The sequence below is a fragment of the Microbacterium gallinarum genome (assembly GCF_014837165.1).
GTDB lineage: Bacteria > Actinomycetota > Actinomycetes > Actinomycetales > Microbacteriaceae > Microbacterium > Microbacterium gallinarum.
The window spans coordinates 576,893-592,999 of the sequence record NZ_JACSPM010000001.1; the positions used below are offsets into that span (position 1 = coordinate 576,893).

The 16,107-nt window shown below is 71.7% G+C and carries 16 protein-coding genes; 5 read left to right on the forward strand and 11 right to left on the reverse strand.

The window, feature by feature from the left end:
- Positions 1-56: 56 nt before the first annotated feature.
- A complete protein-coding gene (locus H9622_RS02710; RefSeq protein WP_191763995.1) occupies positions 57-1,055 on the forward strand; it encodes a hypothetical protein in 999 nt (332 codons plus the stop codon).
- A gap of 59 nt (positions 1,056-1,114) precedes the next feature.
- On the opposite strand, the gene H9622_RS02715 is transcribed toward H9622_RS02710, so the two are convergent.
- The 3 genes from H9622_RS02715 to H9622_RS02725 form a co-directional block, all read right to left on the reverse strand.
- Positions 1,115-1,969, reverse strand: coding sequence for an SGNH/GDSL hydrolase family protein (locus H9622_RS02715; RefSeq protein WP_191763997.1), 855 nt, complete (start codon positions 1,967-1,969; stop codon positions 1,115-1,117).
- A 151-nt stretch (positions 1,970-2,120) separates the two neighbouring features.
- The gene (locus H9622_RS02720; RefSeq protein WP_191763999.1) at positions 2,121-5,123 is read right to left on the reverse strand and encodes an AAA family ATPase; all 3,003 of its coding nucleotides are present in this window, start codon (positions 5,121-5,123) and stop codon (positions 2,121-2,123) included.
- Complete coding sequence (locus H9622_RS02725) at positions 5,120-6,274, reverse strand: exonuclease SbcCD subunit D (protein ID WP_191764001.1); 1,155 nt, start codon at positions 6,272-6,274, stop codon at positions 5,120-5,122. The genes H9622_RS02720 and H9622_RS02725 overlap by 4 nt, the downstream gene beginning before the upstream one ends.
- Before the next feature lie 93 nt (positions 6,275-6,367).
- On the opposite strand from H9622_RS02725, the gene H9622_RS02730 reads away from it, so the two are divergent.
- The 4 genes from H9622_RS02730 to H9622_RS02745 all read left to right on the forward strand — a co-directional run bounded on the left by H9622_RS02730 (position 6,368) and on the right by H9622_RS02745 (position 8,562).
- A complete protein-coding gene (locus H9622_RS02730; RefSeq protein WP_191764003.1) occupies positions 6,368-6,841 on the forward strand; it encodes an 8-oxo-dGTP diphosphatase in 474 nt (157 codons plus the stop codon).
- Positions 6,842-6,904: 63 nt separating this feature from the next.
- Complete coding sequence (locus H9622_RS02735; protein ID WP_191764005.1) at positions 6,905-7,462, forward strand: hypothetical protein; 558 nt, start codon at positions 6,905-6,907, stop codon at positions 7,460-7,462.
- A gap of 22 nt (positions 7,463-7,484) precedes the next feature.
- Positions 7,485-8,219 (forward strand): alpha/beta fold hydrolase, encoded by a 735-nt coding sequence (locus H9622_RS02740; RefSeq protein WP_191764007.1) that lies wholly within the window; start codon positions 7,485-7,487, stop codon positions 8,217-8,219.
- Positions 8,220-8,319: 100 nt separating this feature from the next.
- On the forward strand, positions 8,320-8,562 hold the full coding sequence (locus H9622_RS02745; RefSeq protein WP_191764009.1) for a hypothetical protein: 243 nt from the start codon (positions 8,320-8,322) through the stop codon (positions 8,560-8,562).
- Positions 8,563-8,650: 88 nt separating this feature from the next.
- On the opposite strand, the gene H9622_RS02750 is transcribed toward H9622_RS02745, so the two are convergent.
- The 8 genes from H9622_RS02750 to H9622_RS02785 form a co-directional block, all read right to left on the reverse strand.
- On the reverse strand, positions 8,651-9,250 hold the full coding sequence (locus tag H9622_RS02750; protein ID WP_191764011.1) for a hypothetical protein: 600 nt from the start codon (positions 9,248-9,250) through the stop codon (positions 8,651-8,653).
- Entirely contained in the window at positions 9,250-9,477 is a 228-nt protein-coding gene (locus H9622_RS02755) for a hypothetical protein (protein ID WP_191764014.1), read from the reverse strand. Before H9622_RS02755 ends, H9622_RS02750 begins: the two co-directional genes overlap by 1 nt.
- Before the next feature lie 71 nt (positions 9,478-9,548).
- Complete coding sequence (locus H9622_RS02760; protein WP_225221672.1) at positions 9,549-9,989, reverse strand: DUF1622 domain-containing protein; 441 nt, start codon at positions 9,987-9,989, stop codon at positions 9,549-9,551.
- A 41-nt stretch (positions 9,990-10,030) separates the two neighbouring features.
- Complete coding sequence (locus H9622_RS02765) at positions 10,031-10,330, reverse strand: GNAT family N-acetyltransferase (protein ID WP_191764018.1); 300 nt, start codon at positions 10,328-10,330, stop codon at positions 10,031-10,033.
- Positions 10,331-10,517: 187 nt separating this feature from the next.
- A complete protein-coding gene (locus H9622_RS02770) occupies positions 10,518-11,972 on the reverse strand; it encodes a GH1 family beta-glucosidase (RefSeq protein WP_191764020.1) in 1,455 nt (484 codons plus the stop codon).
- Positions 11,969-14,206 carry an alpha-xylosidase gene (gene yicI, locus H9622_RS02775; protein WP_191764029.1) on the reverse strand — a complete coding sequence of 746 codons (2,238 nt, stop codon included), beginning with the start codon at positions 14,204-14,206 and terminating at the stop codon, positions 11,969-11,971. Before yicI ends, H9622_RS02770 begins: the two co-directional genes overlap by 4 nt.
- Positions 14,206-15,093, reverse strand: coding sequence for a carbohydrate ABC transporter permease (locus H9622_RS02780; RefSeq protein ID WP_191764031.1), 888 nt, complete (start codon positions 15,091-15,093; stop codon positions 14,206-14,208). Before H9622_RS02780 ends, yicI begins: the two co-directional genes overlap by 1 nt.
- Complete coding sequence (locus H9622_RS02785) at positions 15,093-16,064, reverse strand: carbohydrate ABC transporter permease (RefSeq protein ID WP_191764032.1); 972 nt, start codon at positions 16,062-16,064, stop codon at positions 15,093-15,095. Before H9622_RS02785 ends, H9622_RS02780 begins: the two co-directional genes overlap by 1 nt.
- Positions 16,065-16,107 lie beyond the last annotated feature (43 nt).

Genomic DNA, 16,107 nt, shown 5'->3' on the forward strand with positions numbered 1-16,107 from the left:
AGGCCGCGGGGATCGTCCTGGCTTCCGCGCGACCTTTTCTCCGCAGCAAGGAAACCATGAGCGACCCCACCCCTCCCCCCTCCGACGACACGACCCCGGCCGACGCACAGGCCACGCCGGCGCCCGACGCGCAGCCCACCGAGGCCTACGGCGCACCCGCCGACGCGCAGCCGACCGAGGCGTACCCGCCCGCCGACGCGCAGCCCACCGAGGCGTACCCGCCCGCCGACGCGCAGCCCACCGAGGCGTACCCGCCTGCGTACGGCCAGCCCCCCGCCGGTCAGCAGTACGGACAGCCGGCCGACCCGGCCGCGTACGGGCAGGCGGCCTACGGTCAGCCCGCGTACGGGCAGCCAGCGTACGCCGGCGCGGCGCCCGCGGATCTCGCCGCCCGCCCGCGCACGCTCGGCTGGGTCTCACTCGGTCTCGCGATCGGCGGCCTCGTGCTCGTCGGCGCCGCGTACCTTCCGCTGGCCTGGGTCTCGCTCGTCCTCGCGCTGATCGGCGGTCTGCTGCTGCTGGCGGCGCTCGTCTTCGGCATCGTCACCCTCGCAAGCAAGAAGCAGGGCGGCAAGGGCCTCGGCATCGGCGCGATCGCCGCCTCGGTGCTGGGCGGGTTCGCCTGGATCGGCGCCATCACGCTCGCCTTCGTCTGGATCGGACTGGCGGCTGTGGGGTCGAACTCGGGAGGCGAGCTCGAGCCCGCGCCGACTGTCTCGGAGTCGGCGCCCGTCGAGGACGGCACCGACGACGGCTCGGAGGGCGAGGCGACCGGAACGTACGACGAGGCCGCGTACCTCGCCGCCGTGCGGCCCGAGATCCTCGCGATCATGCAGGAGATCGAGCCGAGCATCACCGAGGAGGTCACCGCGCAGTTCTACACCGACGAGATGCTGATCTCGATCGGTCAGAGCACGCTGGTGATGGGGGACGCGGGCGTCGAGGCAGCGATCGGCGGCATCGTGGAGGGCTCCGACGGCATGTTCGGTGAAGAGCAGGCCACCCGGTTCATCACCACGATCTACGACGCAGCGCAGCAGTACCTCGTCGAGTAGTCGACGTACGAGAAGGGCGGGCCGGTCTGCGTACCGGCCGGCCTTTCTGCGTCATCGCATCACGACGCCCACTGCGTCTTCGGCCAGGTGATGGCGGCCAGATTCGCCTGACCGGACAGCGACGGGTGGAAGTAGTCGCGCGTGGAGATGTCGGCCCGGGTGAACGCGTAGTTCGCGACGACCCCGCCGTCGTATCGGCACCACACGTACGCCGCACACGCCTCCGCGAGCGCCAGGTTGTATTCATCGACCCGCTGCTGCACCGCGGCTCGACGCTGGACGTCTACCGCTTTGGTGCTCGACGGATTCGCCAGCATCGACTTGCAGATGCCGAGCAGGGCCCACGTGAGTCGCGCGCTGGCGCTGGACTTGTTGACCTCGTACATCCGCAGCAGGTTCGGAACGCTCGCGATGAAGACCTGCGGCGCGGCGGCGCTCTTCGACAGCGTGACGAGCGCGTTCTGCACGTTGGTCTTGAACGTGGCGGTCGGCGTCATGGCGCCGACGGTCTTGGTGCACGCATCGTTCGCCCCGATCTCGATCGTGACGTACTGGGCTCCCTGAGTCACGGCTTTGGCGGCCTGCGTGTTGAGGGCTCCGGAGGCGGCCCCGGCGACCGCGTTGTTGTACCCGACGGCATTGTCGGGCGCCGCGGTCGCGCGAAGGCGGAGCAGCTGCGAGTTGACCGACGTCGTCGACCCGGTGGCCCAGCTGTTCGCCGGACAGTTGAGCAGGCTGCTGCAGGTCATCGAGGCCTGGGTTATCGAGTCGCCCAGCGCGGCCATGACACGCACGTTGTCCGGTGGGAGGGGAGCCGCGTGGGCGGCGGACGCCGTGAACAGGCTGCCGGTGACGATGATCGCCGAGGCGGCGAGGGTGGCGAGGGCGCGGCGCCCCCAGGATGAGGTGCGCATGTGGAAGTACTCCGTACGACGTTGTGGATGGAGCGTGCGCGGCGCGCGGCCGCGGCCGGACGGAGCCGGCGGTTCGGGCGTGATCGGTCCCCAGGAACGATCCTGCGCGAACGTTACACCCGTGTATCCGGGCGGGGCAATGGGTGCCGCGTCACGCGGGCAGGGCGGCCTCCTGGCGGATGACGCTCGGCCCCTGGGGAGTGGCCTCGACGGCCAGTTGCGCGGGGAGCTGCTCCTTCATCGCCGCGACGTGACTGATGAGGCCGACCGTGCGGCCGCCCTGGCGGAGCTCGTCGAGCGTGCGCATCGCCAGCTCCAGCGTGTCGTCGTCGAGCGAGCCGAATCCCTCGTCGATGAACAGGGTGTCCAGTCGCACGCCGCCGGCACGTGCGGTGACGACCTCGGCGAGACCGAGCGCCAGCGCAAGCGACGCGAGGAACGTCTCGCCGCCCGACAGTGACTGCGCCGGACGGGCGAGGCCGGTGTGCGCATCCATGATCGAGAGGCCCAGTCCAGACGACGCGCCGCGCGCCGCGAGGGCGTCGCTGTGCTGCAGGCGATAGCGCCCGGACGACATGTCGTCGAGCCGCAGATTGGCGGCCTCGACGATCTCCTCCAGTTCGGCGGCGAGGACGAAGGACTCGAGCGTCATGCGATGCGTGTTCGGCGCCCGGCCGGCCACTGTGTTCGCGAGCCGGGCGATCACCGCGTGGTCGGCGGCGAGTCCGCTGATCGCGTCATGCGCGGTCGTCGCGCGCCGGACGAGGTCGGCGAGCCGCTCGGCGACCTGCGACGCGTGCGCCGCCCGATCGACGGCTGCGCTCCACTGGTCGCGAGCCGCATCGAGCGCGAGAGCGGTCGCCGCGACGTCGACCGGCTCTTCCGGCGCCCCGGCGAGCTCGAGCTCGAGATCGCGCAGACGATCGCGCTCCGTCCGCAGGGCGACCTCGTGCTCGCGGATGCGCTCGTCGAGGGCGACCCTCGCCTCGCTCGCGCGCAGGGCCGCGGCCGCGTCGAGGGCGTCGGAGAACGCGGATGCCGCGATCCGGGCGTCGCGGTCGCCGGCAGCGCGCCGGGCGGAGGCCTGCGCGGCATCGGCCGTCGCCAGTGCGTCGCGCAGCGCGGTCGCCAGGGACCGCTTCGCCGTGGCGTCGGCGATGCGGTCGGCGACGCCGGCGAAGTCGCCGCGCGCGTCGTCGACGGCACGGCGCGCAGAGGCCGCATCGGCCGCGAGCGCGGCAAGGCGCTCCCGCAGGGCACCGAGCTCCGTCGCCAGCGACTCGCGCTCCGCCCGCGCCTCGGCCTCGGTGGCGGCGAGCTGCGCGCGCTCCGTCGCCAGGCGATCACGGCGTGCGGCCGCCTCGGACGCGGCGGCGACGGACGCCTCGGCCGCCGCGAGCTCGGTCGTCAAGGTGTCGGCATCCGCACCGCCCGCCCGTGCGACCGCCGCCGCGCAGCGCTCGCGTGCTTCCTTCGCGCGCGCGGCCACCGCCTGCTCCGCCTCGGCGGCGACATCGCGTGCGTGCTCGGCTGCGGTGATCTCATCATCGGAGACGGGGGTGTCGGAGGCCGGAGCCGGGGCCGGATGCTCTGTCGCGCCGCACACGGCGCAGGGCTCGCCGTCGACGAGCTCCGCGGCGAGCTCGCCGGCGCGGCCCGCGAGCCGGCGCTGCAGCAGCGAGGTGACGACCGCCCGCGCGGTGTCGAGCTCGGCGCTCGCGTGCAGATACGCCGCCTCCGCCGCACCTGCGGCGTCCTCGAGGCGTGCGGCCTCCTGCGCGGCGGCGAGACGGGCCGCCAGTGCGTCGCGATGCGCGATCGCCGCGTCGAGGGCGCCCGCGGCTCCCTGGGCCGCGCTCAGTTCGGCGTCGAGCTCGGCGAGTCGTGCGGGGAATGCGCCTCGCAGCTCATCGATCCGGCCGAGGTTCTGGGTGTGCTCCGTCGCGCGCGCCTCGCCCTCGGCGAGCTCGGCGGTCAGGCGGGCGAGGTCGCGCTCGCGGGCCTCGGCGGCGGACCACACGGCGAGATCGCCGGTCTGCTGCTCGATGAAGGCCGCGAGGGCATCGACGGACAGTTCCGCGTCGTCGATGGCGGCGGCCTCGGCCCAGGCCGCACGCGCACGCGCCACCTCGGTGACGGCGGCTGCCGCGGCCTCGGCCGCGCCGACCGCAGCCTCAATCGGCGCCCGGAGCGCTTCGGCCTCGAGGGCGCGCGTCAGCGTCCCACGGTCGGCAGCGATCGCGGACTCGGCCGCCTCGAGGGCCTCGAGCGCTGCCCGGGACCGGGCGCGCTGCTCCTGCTTGTCGCGCAGCGTCTTCGCCGCGGAGTGCGCGTTCTCGGCGGAGCGGTGCGCCGCGTCGGCCTCGGCGCGCTCGCGCACGAGCGTCTCGGCGCGGTACTCGGCGCGCTGCACCCCCACAGCCGCAGCGGGCAGGCGCTCCGCCGGGGCGAGCGGCTCGACGGGCGACCCGCCGTCGAGCTCCCCGGCCGCGAGGAGCCGCTCGGCCTCCGCCAGCAGCATCTCGACGCCGTCACCGGCCGCTGCGAGCGAGCGCTCGGCATCTTTCCTCCGCTCCTCGAGCGCGAGCTGATAGGCCTCGTAGGTGCGCGTGCCGAACAGTCGGCGCAGCAGCCGCTGCCTTTCGTCGTTCTTCGCGAGGAGGAACTCGGCGAATCGGTTCTGCGCCAGCAGGATCACCTGGAGGAACTGCTGCTGGCTGAGTCCGAGGATCTCATCGAGCGCATGCGCGACGTCGACGGGTCGCGCAGCGCGGCCGATCCACTCCCGCTCGACGTGCTCGTCGAGCTGAGCCCGGTGGGGCTCGGTCGTCATGCCGGTGCCGCGCTGCTTCGGACGCTCGTACTCCGGGGAGCGCGTCACGCGCCAGCGGCGGCCGCCCGCGCTGAACTCGACGGTCACGACGGTGGGGTCTTCGGGGGCGCAATGGTCGCTGCGCAGCCGCTTGTCGGATCCGTCGTAGCGCGGCACCCCGCCATAGAGCGCGAAGGTCACCGCGTCGAGAACGCTCGACTTGCCCGCGCCGGTGCGGCCCGCGATGAGGAAGATGCCGTCGTCGGCGAACGCGTCGAAGTCGACCACCTGCCGCTCGCGGAACGGCCCGAACCCGGTGACCTCGAGTCGGTGCAGCCTCACGCTCTCGCCTCCGCGAGCGTGCGCTCGTCGATGACGTCGCGGATGACCTCGGACTCGCGCTCGGAGGCCCCCTCTCCCTCGCGCACGTGCACGAGGAAGGCATCGACCAGTTCGGCGTCGCTGCGGGCCTGGCGCACGCGGCGCGAGTAGGTGAGGCCGTCGTCGCCGCGCAGGCCTTCGGGCGTGTGCATGACGGTGGCGCAGTGCGGGAACCGCGCCTGCAGCCGGCGCATGGGATCGAGCTGCGGGGTGGCGTCGGTGTACTGCGCGCACACCCACGCGTCGGTGGCCTCCGCGAAGCGCTCATCGCCGAGCAGTTCGTCGAGCGAGCCTCGGATCGTCATGAGGCGGCGCGGCACCGGCAGGTCGAGCCACTCCACCGCGGCGAGGCCGTCGGCATCGAGGTCGATCAGCCACGAGCCGCGGGGCTTGTCGCCCTCGCCGAAGCTGTAGTGCAGCGGGGCACCGGCGTAGCGGACGCGGTCGGACAGCCGCTGGCGGCCGTGGATGTGACCGAGCGCGACGTAGTCCGGCCCGTCGAACGCGGCCAGCGGAACGACGTCGAGGCTGCCCTGCCGGATCTCGCGCTCGACGCCGGGCGTGGCGTCGACGCCGGCGGCGAAGCAGTGGGCGATCGCGACGGAGCGCCCGCCGCGACGCGCGGCATCGACGCGGACGAGCCCCATCGCGTACTCGATCGCGAGACGCTGCGAGCGGATCTCGGCGTCGGGCCAGAGGTGGCGCACGAGCGCGGGCTCGAGGAACGGGATGCCGTAGAAGTGCACCGGTCCGTGCTCGTCGTCGACGGTGACGGGCGTGCCCGTCGTCAGGGGATCGGTGACGACGTGGATGCCCTGCCGCAGCAGCGACGACTGGAATCCGAGGCGCGCCGACGAGTCGTGGTTGCCGCTCGTCACCACCACGGTCGCACCGGCGTCGGAGAGTGCGGCCAGCGCGCCGGTGAGCACGCCGTAGCAGGCTGCGGCCGGCGCAGCGGAGTCGAACACGTCGCCCGCCACGACCACGACGTCGACCTCGTGCTCGCGCACCTGGCCGACGAGAACCTCGAGCACGCCGCCGAGCGCATCGAGCGTGGCGTGGCCGTGGAACGACCGCCCGATGTGCCAGTCCGAGGTGTGCAGGATCCGCATGCTCACACCGTACGTTCGCGCGCCGACATCGCGGTCGAGGCAGGCCGGGCGAGGCCGACGGGAGAGGCCGTTCGCAGGGCGTAGCCTGCTCCCATGCCCTTGCCCGAGGTGTGCGTCGTCTTCGTGATGCGCACCGGCGCGGACGGCCTCGAGGTGCTCCTGGGCGACCGGCTGACGGGCGCCGGACGGGGGCGGATCGTCGGCGCGGGCAGCGCTCTGCAGCGGGGCGAGACAGCGCGCGACGCCGCCGTGCGCGGCCTCCTCGAAGAGGTCGGCGTCGGGGTCGCGGCATCCGATCTCCGTGAAGCGGGCGTCGTGGAGCGGCACTTCCCGACACGGCGGACGCTGTCGGAGCATGCGACCGTATTCGTGTGCCGGCGGTTCACCGGTGTCCCGGCGGCGAGCGCGACCCTCGCGCCCCGATGGTTCCCGCTCGGCGAGATCCCCTACGGGCGCATGCGCGCCGACACGGTGCGGTGGCTGCCGGGCGTGCTGCGGGGCGGCAGCGTCGACGCGCGGTTCACGTTCGGGGCCGATCTGTCGACGGTCGTGCTGGAAGCGAGCTGAGCGGATGCCTCGACCCGGCGGCGCGTGCCGCCCGCGCACGCTCCTGCGGACGTATCGTGGAATATGGCGCCCGCGACGGAACCCGCTCCGCGATCCACCGTCGTCGCCCTGGTCGGCGGCGACAGCGAGCCGCTGCTGAGCGGCCTCGCAGACGTTCCGGCCGTCCGCGCACTGTCGCTGCGCGCGGCCCATCCCGCCGAGGCCGCCCGTGCGGTCGTGTCGGCGGCCTCCCCGTATGTCGTGCACGATGCCGACCCGCTCGAGCACGTCGCGGCGGCCTGGGTCGAGCTGTACGAGGAGCGCGCCACGCTCGGCACGCTCGAGGTCGAGGTGCAGACCTTCCTCGATCTCTTCGCCCACGGCGAGGCGGTGATGCCGGACTACTACGTCGTCGTCGGGCCCGAGTCGATCGAGGGCACGTGGCGGCACTGGTGGCTCGGCGCCCTCGCGCACCGCGCACCCTCTCGCGTGCTGCCGGTCGAGGCCTCGGCGGCCGCGCTGCGCGCCCGCCTGCGCGCCCTCCCCGCGTCGCGTCCGTGGCCGGATCCGGAGTGGCTGCGGCGGGTGCAGTTCGACATCCCCGACCGGGTCGGGCTGCGCGACGAACCCGGGGCGGCATGAGCCGGTCGAATACGCTTCTGGGGTGAGTCCGGCCCGAGAGTTCTCCTTCGCCGGCGCGACCCTGGTGGTGGAGCGCCGCGGTGCCGGCGACCCCGTCTACCTGCTCGTCCACGGAATCGGCATGGGCCGGAGCGTCTTCGCCGACCTCATCGCGAATCTCGACGATCGCGCCGAGGTCATCGCGATCGACCTGCCGGGGTACGGCGAGGCGCCCGAGCCTCGCCGGGTCCTCACGATGGAGCGCACGGCCGATCTGATCGCCGCCTACCTGCGCGGCCACGCTGACGGACCCGTCATCGTGATCGGCCACTCGATGGGCGCGCAGATCGCCCTGGAGCTCGGGGCGCGGCATCCGTCCGCCGTCTCCGCCCTCGTGCTCGTGGGGCCGACCGTGGATCCCGACGCACGATCGGGCCTCCGGCAGCTGTCGCGGCTGCTGCGCGACATCGCAGGCGAGAGTCCCAAGGTGATCGCCCGCGGTGCCCGCGAGTACGTGCGCGCCGGCCCGAAGCTGCTCACGAAGTTCCGCGCGATGCTCGTCCACCGCCCGGAGGACGTGCTGCCCGCCGTCTCGGCCCGGACGCTGGTGCTGCGCGGCGAGAACGACCTGGTCGCACCCCGAGCCTGGTGCGAGCGCATCGTCGCGTCGATGCCCGACGCGCGCCTCGAGGAGGTGCCCGACCGCGGTCACGAGACGATGATCCGGGATGCCGCGCCCGCCGCCGCACTCATCCGGGCGTTCGCCGGCGACCGCTGACGGACTGCCGCGATCGAGCGGATTCCTGCCACCTCCGCGGGAGCCTGCAATGTCGGACCCCCGGCGTACGTTGTGGTCATCGGAAGCAACGGAGGAAACAATGCTCTCGCTCGTCACCGCCGCCGAACAGCAGTACCGCCACGAGACCATGTGGCGCGATCGCGAACTCGCCCTGCTGCGCTCCATCCGCGCACGCCGCGAGTCTCAGGCCGCCGCGCTCGCCGCTCCGGCCGTCGCGCCGACGCAGGCCGCCCCCGCACGCCCGCGCGGCGTGTGGGCCCGACCGATCGGGGTCCATGCCGCTGCGGCCGACGCCTGCCCGACCGCCTGCGCGATCGCCTGACGCGACCAACGACCACGCCCTCGCCGAGGGCATGATCGCCCGACAGCACGATGCCCGCCCTCACATCGAGGGCGGGCATCGCTCGTCTCTACGCCTGCTCCGGCGATGCGGCGTCACCCGTCGCGATCTGGTTCGCCAGTTCGTCGACGTCAGCCGCCGGCAGGTCCACACCGGCCTGATCGAGCCGCTGCTGCAGCACCTCGGCGATGCGTCCCACCGGCTCTGTGCCGACGTCGGCTCGCGTCTGCGCGGCGATGCCCGACACCTTGTCGATGGCGCTGGCGTCGTTCTGCGACATCGCAGGCAGCCGCTGCTCCTGCTCGGTGCCGAGACCGCCCTCCTGACGCTGGGCTTCGCCGACGGTGAGCGTGTCGCGCCCTTCGTCCTGCCCATGGTGGTCGAGCCCGTCCGCGGATCCCATCACGCCGATGCCGACCGCCTCGTGGCTCGGCTCCGCGGCTGCGGCCGCCGCCGGTTCGGCGTCCTGCGCGGGGCCGTCCGCCGTCGTCGGCGCGGCGTCCGCGCCTTCGTCGGCCGCCTCGAGATGGCTGCCGCTCGTCGGCTCAGGCGTGACGCCGCCCTCTCGGGTCGGGTCCTCCGAACCGGGGGTTCCGGTGGCGCCGGCCGCGTCACCCCGGTCGGGGTAGTTGACGCCGGGCTGCTCGAACTCGTTGCCTGTGGTGCTCATCACGGCTCCTCTTCGCCTCGTTCTTCGGTCACCCCGAGATCGGGGTCGGCTCCCTGCCGCGCCGCCTCGCCCTCGATGGGGTCGTCGGGCTGCAGCGCGGTGTCGGTCAGCAGCGTCTCGGAGTCGGCCTCCTCGGCGCTGCGCTCCTGTGCTTCGGTGTCGCCGACCTCGTCCCACCCGCCGGGCGGGTCTGCGTCGATCACTCCATCGGGAAGATCACGGTCCATGAGGCGCTCCTCTCGTCACCCTCCACCCTGTGGGGAGCCCCGCTGGGGCATCAGGGGGTTGACAAGCCGAGTCAGCGACTCTCGGCGGCGCCGACCGCATCCGTACCCGCGGCAGCGCGGCCGGCCGCACGATCCCGGGCGACCGCATCGCCCAGCATCTGACCGCCCGTGCGCGTGAGGGCGCGACGCCACGGCAAGGTGCCCTCGATCTCGATCTGGATCGACATCGACAGCAGCGTGCGGATCAGCACGATCAATCCGAGGATCGCGGCGTCCTCGAGTGACGGTTTGGACGTGATGGTGCGGATGAGATCGGCGGCGACCAGCACCTCGAGACCGAGCAGGATCGCGGCGCCGAGCGTCGTGCGCAGGGTGGTGAACGCCGCACCTCCGCCCTCGTGCCGGGCCAGCGACCGCGCACCGAGCACGACGGCGATGACGAAGCCGACGATCATCGCGGCGGCGCCGACGGCCTCGAACCCCACGGCGACGGTGGTGAACACCTCTTCCATGCGCACGCGGCCAGCATAGGGCCGGGCGGCGGAGCAGGTGACTAGGCGGAGCGGCGTCCGGCGAGGATGCCGTTGCGACCGGGGTTGGCCGCGAACCAGTCGGCCACGTACCAGCAGACCGGGCTGACGGCCCGCGAACCCGAGCGCTCGAGCTCGGCGACCGCCCGGTCGACGAGCTCGCCGGCGTAGCCGTGCCCGCGGAACGTGGGCACCGTGTACGCGCGCGTCATCGCGACGGTGCGGCCGTCGTCGCGATAGTCGAGCACGCTCACGAGGTCGTCGCCGCGGTGCAGCGTGTAGCGCGAGGCATCCGATTCGTGGGTGAAGCGCAGCTCAGTCACCTCGTCAGGGTATGCCCGCCCACCCCCGCCGGGACGCGGGCGGGCGGGATGTCGCGGCGTTCGCTCGGCGACCTCCCGGGTCGCACCCAGGCGCCGGTGCACAGAATCGGAGATCGTGCGCGACACGCTGGGCGCGGCATCCGTCCCCCGGTGTGTCGACGAAGATCTCCGATTCTGTGCGACGGCCTCAGGCGGGGAGCACTCCGGTCTTCGCGAGCTCGGCGTACCAGCGTCCACTGTCCTTGACCGTGCGCTCGAGCGAGTCGAAGTCGACGCGCACGATCCCGAAGCGCTTGGCGTAGCCATAGCCCCACTCGAAGTTGTCGAGGAGCGACCACACGAAGTAGCCCCGCAGATCCACCCCCTGCTCCAGCGCGCGGTGAGCCGCGGTGAAGTGGCGGCGCAGGTAGTCGAGCCGCTCCGGGTCGGGCACCGACCCATCGTCGGCGACGACATCGGCGAAGGCTGCGCCGTTCTCGGTCACCATCAGCGGCTGGGCGGGGAACTCCGCCTTCAGCGCCAGCAGGAGCTCCTCGAGTCCCTCGGGAGCGATGTTCCAGCCCATCTCGGTGTACGGGCCGGGCTGCGCGACGAACTCGACGAGCTGATCGCTGCCCGGCCACGCGGTGCCGCCGGCGGCGCCCTTGTGCCCGTCGTTCATCTGCTTCGGCGAGACGCCGTCCCAGAGCTGCACGGTGGCCGTCGAATAGTAGTTGACGCCCAGCACGTCGATCGGCTGGTGGATCGCGGTGAGGTCACCATCGCGCACGAACGACCAGTCGGTGACGGATGCCGTGTCCGCGACCACGTCGGACGGGTATTCGCCTTTCAGCAGCGGGTGCGTGAAGACACGGTTGGCGAGGCCGTCGATGCGGCGCATGGCCTCGCCGGCCCCGTCGCCCACGCCGCGGAGCACGTGGAAGTTGAGGGTGATCGAGTAGTCGGGGTCGCCCGTCGACGTCGCGCGCAGCGCCTGGACGGCGCGGCCGTGGCCGAGGTTGAGGTGGTGCACCGCGGCGAGCGCGGCGGCGGGCTCGTGCCGCCCGGGCGCGTGCCCGCCCTGTCCGTAGCCGAGGTAGGCCGAGCACCACGGCTCGTTCAGCGTGGTCCAGGTGTGCACCCGGTCGCCGAGCGCCGCGCCCATGACCTCGGCGTAGCGCTCGAAGGCGTCCGCCGTCGCGCGCACCGGCCAGCCGCCGGCATCCTCCAGCGCCTGCGGCAGGTCCCAGTGGTAGAGCGTCGCCACCGGAAGGATGCCGCGCTCGAGCAGACCGTCGACCAGCCGGGAGTAGAAGTCGATCCCAGCCTGGTTGACCTCGCCGGTGCCGGTCGGCATGATCCGCGGCCACGCGATCGAGAATCGATAGGCGCCGAGTCCGAGCTCCTTCATCAGGTCGAGGTCGGCGTCGACGCGGTGGTAGTGATCGCAGGCGACGTCGCCGGTGTCGCCGTTCCAGACCCTGCCGGGCGTCTTGCTGAAGGTGTCCCAGATCGAGGGGCCGCGGCCGTCCTCGTCGAAGGCGCCCTCGACCTGGTACGACGCCGTCGCCGAGCCGAACGTGAAGCCGGGCGGGAACACGAGACCCGCGTCGCGGTAGTCGGGGCTGCCCTGGGTGATCGTCGCAGAAGTCACGGGTGTCATCGTGTCACCTCCGACAGGTCGGCCGTGAACGTCTCGCTCCGGCCGTCGGGGGTCGTGACCGTCACGTCGCGGGCTCCCGAGCCGCCGGGGAAGACGCGCAGCGTGAGCCCGTCGAGATAGTCGTAGTCGGGTCGGTCGCTGCGCGCGCCCCACGGGATGACTGCTCCGGGCCGCACATAGAGCGGCAGGCTGTCGAAGCCATGGGTCTCGCGACGCCATCCGCCGCCCGTCACCGTCTCGCCGGTGAGCAGGCTCGTCCACTCGCCGGCCGGCAGGTAGAACTCGACCTCGCCCGCCTCCGAGAAGACGGGAGCCACCAGGATGTCGCCGCCGAGCATGTACTGACGGTCCAGGTGCCGCACGGCGGGGTCGTCGGGGAACTCCAGCAGCATCGGCCGCAGCAGCGGCAGGCCGGTGGCCGCGGCATCCACTCCCGCCTGGAACAGGTAGGGCATGAGGTGCATCTTCAGGTGCGTGAATCGCCGGGTGACCTCGACGGCCTCCTCGTCGAACGCCCACGGCACGCGGTACGAGCCCGAACCGTGGAAGCGGCTGTGGCTGCCGAGCAGGCCGAACGCGGTCCAGCGCTTGTAGACCGCGGTATCCGGGGTCCCTTCGAACCCGCCGATGTCGTGGCTCCAGTGCGCGAATCCGCTGTACGCGAGCGACAGCCCGCCGCGCAGCGTCTCGGCCATCGACACGAACGTCGACGTCGAGTCGCCGCCCCAGTGCACGGGCATCGTCTGACCGCCCGCGGTCGCCGAGCGGGCGAAGAGCACGGCGTCGCCCTCGCCCCGCTTCTCGACCAGCACCGCGTGCACGGCCTCGTTGTAGAGCTGCGTGTACAGGTTGTGCATGCGCTGCGGGTCGGAGCCGTCGGCCCACTCGACGTCCACGGGGATCCGCTCGCCGAAGTCGGTCTTGAAGCAGTCCACGCCTTGGTCGACCAGACGCCGCAGGTGCGACTGGTACCAGGCGGTCGCCTCGGGGTTCGTGAAGTCGACGAGGCCCATGCCGGCCTGCCACAGGTCCCACTGCCAGACCGAGCCGTCCGCGCGCTTCACCAGGAAGCCGCGCTCGGCGGCTTCGGCGAACAGCGGCGAGCGCTGGCCGATGTAGGGGTTGAGCCACACGCAGACGCGGAGGTCCTTGTCGTGCAGGCGGGCGAGCATGCCGTCGGGGTCGGGGAAGGTGCGCGGGTCCCATTCGAAGTCGCACCAGTTGAACTCGCGCATCCAGAAGCAGTCGAAGTGAAACACCGAGACCGGCAGCTCCCGCGCCGCCATCTCGTCGATGAACGAGGTCACGGTCGCCTCGTCGTAGTCGGTCGTGAACGACGTCGACAGCCAGAGCCCGTACGACCAGGCCGGCACGACGGGCGGGCGTCCGGTCAGCGCGGTGTAGCGGGTCAGCACGTCCTTCGGCGTCGGACCGTCGATCACGAAGTACTCGAGCACCTCGCCGGGCACCGAGAACTGCACGCGCTCGACGGCCTCCGAGCCGATCTCGAACGACACGTGCCCGGGGTCGTTGACGAGCACGCCGTAGCCGCGATCCGACAGGTAGAACGGCACGCTCTTATAGGCCTGCTCGCTCGAGGTGCCGCCATCGGCGTTCCAGATCTCGACGCTCTGGCCGTTCTTGACCACGGGGCCGAACCGCTCGCCCAGCCCGTAGACGAGCTCGCCGACCCCGAGGTCGAGCTGCTCGTGGACGAACACGCGCTCGATCGGTGCCGGCGCGCCGGTGCGCGAGTTGTCGACGATACCGCGGTCGACCTGGGCGCCCGGCGCGAGCTTCACGTAGCCCTGCGCCTTGTGCCCGCTCGAGGTCAGCACGCGGTCGCCGTGCGCGAATGACAGCGACCACGGTGCGCCCGCGGTCACGCGCGCGGTGAGCCCCCCGGTCGTGATGGTCCCGCCGTCGTCGGTCGCGGCGGCCTCGCCCGCGCCGCCTTCGACGGCGCCGGGCAGCGCGAATCCGCCGTGCCAGCGACCGCCCTCGTGGTGGGCGATGCGCACGCGCACCACGCCCTCGAGGGGCGAGGAGAGGGTGACGGTGAGCACCGGACGGTTGAGGGTGTCGCCGCGCTTGGCGATCACGGACGTGGGCGCGGTGACCACGAGACCGGGGCCGTCCGGGGTGCGATCGGTCTGCCAGACGTCGTACGCCTCCTGGGCGTACAGCGCCTCGACCCCGGGCCGGAGCTGCCAGAACCCGTCGGTGAACTTCATTACTTGACTGCTCCTGCCGTGATGCCCCGCGTGAGGGTGCGCTGGAAGATGAGGAAGAAGATGATCGTCGGGATGATGCTGATGAGCGCCGCTCCCGCCGTGGTCGTGACGTCCATGAGCCGGTCACCGGTGAGCACGCTGATCGCCACCGGCACCGTCTGGTTGGCGTTGGACGGCAGGAAGGTCAGCGGGATCAGGAACTCGTTCCACGTCCAGATGAAGAAGAAGATGAGCAGCACCGCCAGTGTCGGCCGGCTGATCGGGAAGACGACCCGCCACAGGATCTGCCACCGCGTCGCTCCGTCGAGCGAGGCGGCCTCGAGGATCTCCTTGGGGAAGGTGCCGTACACCGACGCCAGCAGATAGGTGCCGAACGCCGCCTGGACGACGGTGAAGACGATGATGACCGACCAGACGCTGTCGTAGAGCCCGACCGACTTGAACATGTAGTAGAGCGGGTACAGGAGCGCCTCCTGCGGAAGCAGGTTCGCGAGCAGGAACAGCAGCACGATCCACGTGCGGCCGCGGACGCGCCCGATGCCGATCGCGAACGCGTTGAGCACCGAGATCAGCACGGCGAGCACGGCCACCACGCCGGAGATGAAGATGGAGTTCCACACCTTCTGGGGGAAGTTCACCCGCTCCCAGAACGCCTGGATGCCCGAGAAGTCGATCGCCTGCGGAAGGGCGAACGGACCCGACGTCGCGTAGTCGACCGGCGACTTGAAGGCGTTGACGAGGATGAGGTAGAAGGGCACCAGCACGATGAGTGCGCCGACGATGACGGCGGCGAGCAGAAGCCAGTCGAGCGCGCGCTTCTTGGTCATGCCGCCGCGCGGGCGCACCCGGGTCTTGCCCGAGGTGATGATTGCGGTCGTCGCGGCCATCAGAGTCCCGCCCTTTCCTTGCGCTCCAGCGAGTTCTGCACGCGGATGAAGATGATCGAGACGATGACGACGAGGATCGTGAGCACCGTCGCGATGGTCGCGCCGTAGCCGATGTTCCGCTTCGTGAAGAACTCCGTGTAGGCGTAGTAGGCGGGGACGAGCGTGGCTCCCGCGGGCCCGCCCTGGGTGATGACGTACACCGGACCGAACACCTTCAGGGCGGCGATCGTGCACGTGAGCGTGACGACGAAGACCTCGGGCCGGATGATGCTGAGGGTGATCGCACCGAAGCGCTGGAACCAGTTCGCACCGTCGAGTTCGGCGGCCTCGTAGAGCTCGGGATCGACGCGCTGCAGTGCGGCCATGAACACGACGATCGGGTAGCCGATCTGCACCCACACGAGCACGAGCATGAGGACGAGCAGGGCCGAGGGCATCTGGCCGAGCCAGTCCACGGCGGGGATGCCGACCACGCTCAGGATCTGGTTCATCGCGCCCGTGTCGCCCGGCCGGAAGAGCCAGCCGATGACGATGCCGGCGACGGCGATGGGAAGGATCTGCGGGAGGTAGTAGCTCGCGCGCAGGAAGCTGCCGACCTTGCCGCCGAACTTGCGCCCGACGACGTCGAACAGGAGGGCGGCGACGATGAGGCCCACGACCGTCGGCACGACGACCATCGCGATGACCATCCAGATCGAGTTCGCGAACGAGGTCCAGAACTTCTCGTCGGTGAAGATCTTCAGCCAGTTGTCGAGGCCGATGAACTCCGGTTCGCGCACTCCGCGCCACTTCGTGAACGTCAGATAGACGTTGAAGAGGAGGGGGATGACGATGATGACGAGCAGCAGGACGAACCCGGGCAGGAGGTAGATCCAGTACCCCGCGGTCCCCCCTCTGCGCTGCGGGATCGACGGTTCTTCGGCGGGCGTCCTCGTGCGGGTGCTCCGCTCGGCGCGCGTGATGACGGTCATGATGCGACTCCTCTGGGGCGGGGGGGGGGGGGGGGGGGGGGGG

Coding starts and splice junctions, on each gene's coding strand:
- H9622_RS02730 (WP_191764003.1), top strand. CDS start 6,368: ATGCCCTTGCCCGAGGTGTGCGTCGTCTTCGTGATGCGCACCGGCGCG.
- H9622_RS02745 (WP_191764009.1), top strand. CDS start 8,320: ATGCTCTCGCTCGTCACCGCCGCCGAACAGCAGTACCGCCACGAGACC.
- H9622_RS02715 (WP_191763997.1), bottom strand. CDS start 1,969: ATGCGCACCTCATCCTGGGGGCGCCGCGCCCTCGCCACCCTCGCCGCC.
- H9622_RS02750 (WP_191764011.1), bottom strand. CDS start 9,250: ATGAGCACCACAGGCAACGAGTTCGAGCAGCCCGGCGTCAACTACCCC.
- H9622_RS02710 (WP_191763995.1), top strand. CDS start 57: ATGAGCGACCCCACCCCTCCCCCCTCCGACGACACGACCCCGGCCGAC.
- H9622_RS02770 (WP_191764020.1), bottom strand. CDS start 11,972: ATGACACCCGTGACTTCTGCGACGATCACCCAGGGCAGCCCCGACTAC.
- H9622_RS02785 (WP_191764032.1), bottom strand. CDS start 16,064: ATGACCGTCATCACGCGCGCCGAGCGGAGCACCCGCACGAGGACGCCC.
- H9622_RS02780 (WP_191764031.1), bottom strand. CDS start 15,093: ATGGCCGCGACGACCGCAATCATCACCTCGGGCAAGACCCGGGTGCGC.
- H9622_RS02725 (WP_191764001.1), bottom strand. CDS start 6,274: ATGCGGATCCTGCACACCTCGGACTGGCACATCGGGCGGTCGTTCCAC.
- yicI (WP_191764029.1), bottom strand. CDS start 14,206: ATGAAGTTCACCGACGGGTTCTGGCAGCTCCGGCCCGGGGTCGAGGCG.
- H9622_RS02735 (WP_191764005.1), top strand. CDS start 6,905: ATGGCGCCCGCGACGGAACCCGCTCCGCGATCCACCGTCGTCGCCCTG.
- H9622_RS02760 (WP_225221672.1), bottom strand. CDS start 9,989: ATGGAAGAGGTGTTCACCACCGTCGCCGTGGGGTTCGAGGCCGTCGGC.
- H9622_RS02755 (WP_191764014.1), bottom strand. CDS start 9,477: ATGGACCGTGATCTTCCCGATGGAGTGATCGACGCAGACCCGCCCGGC.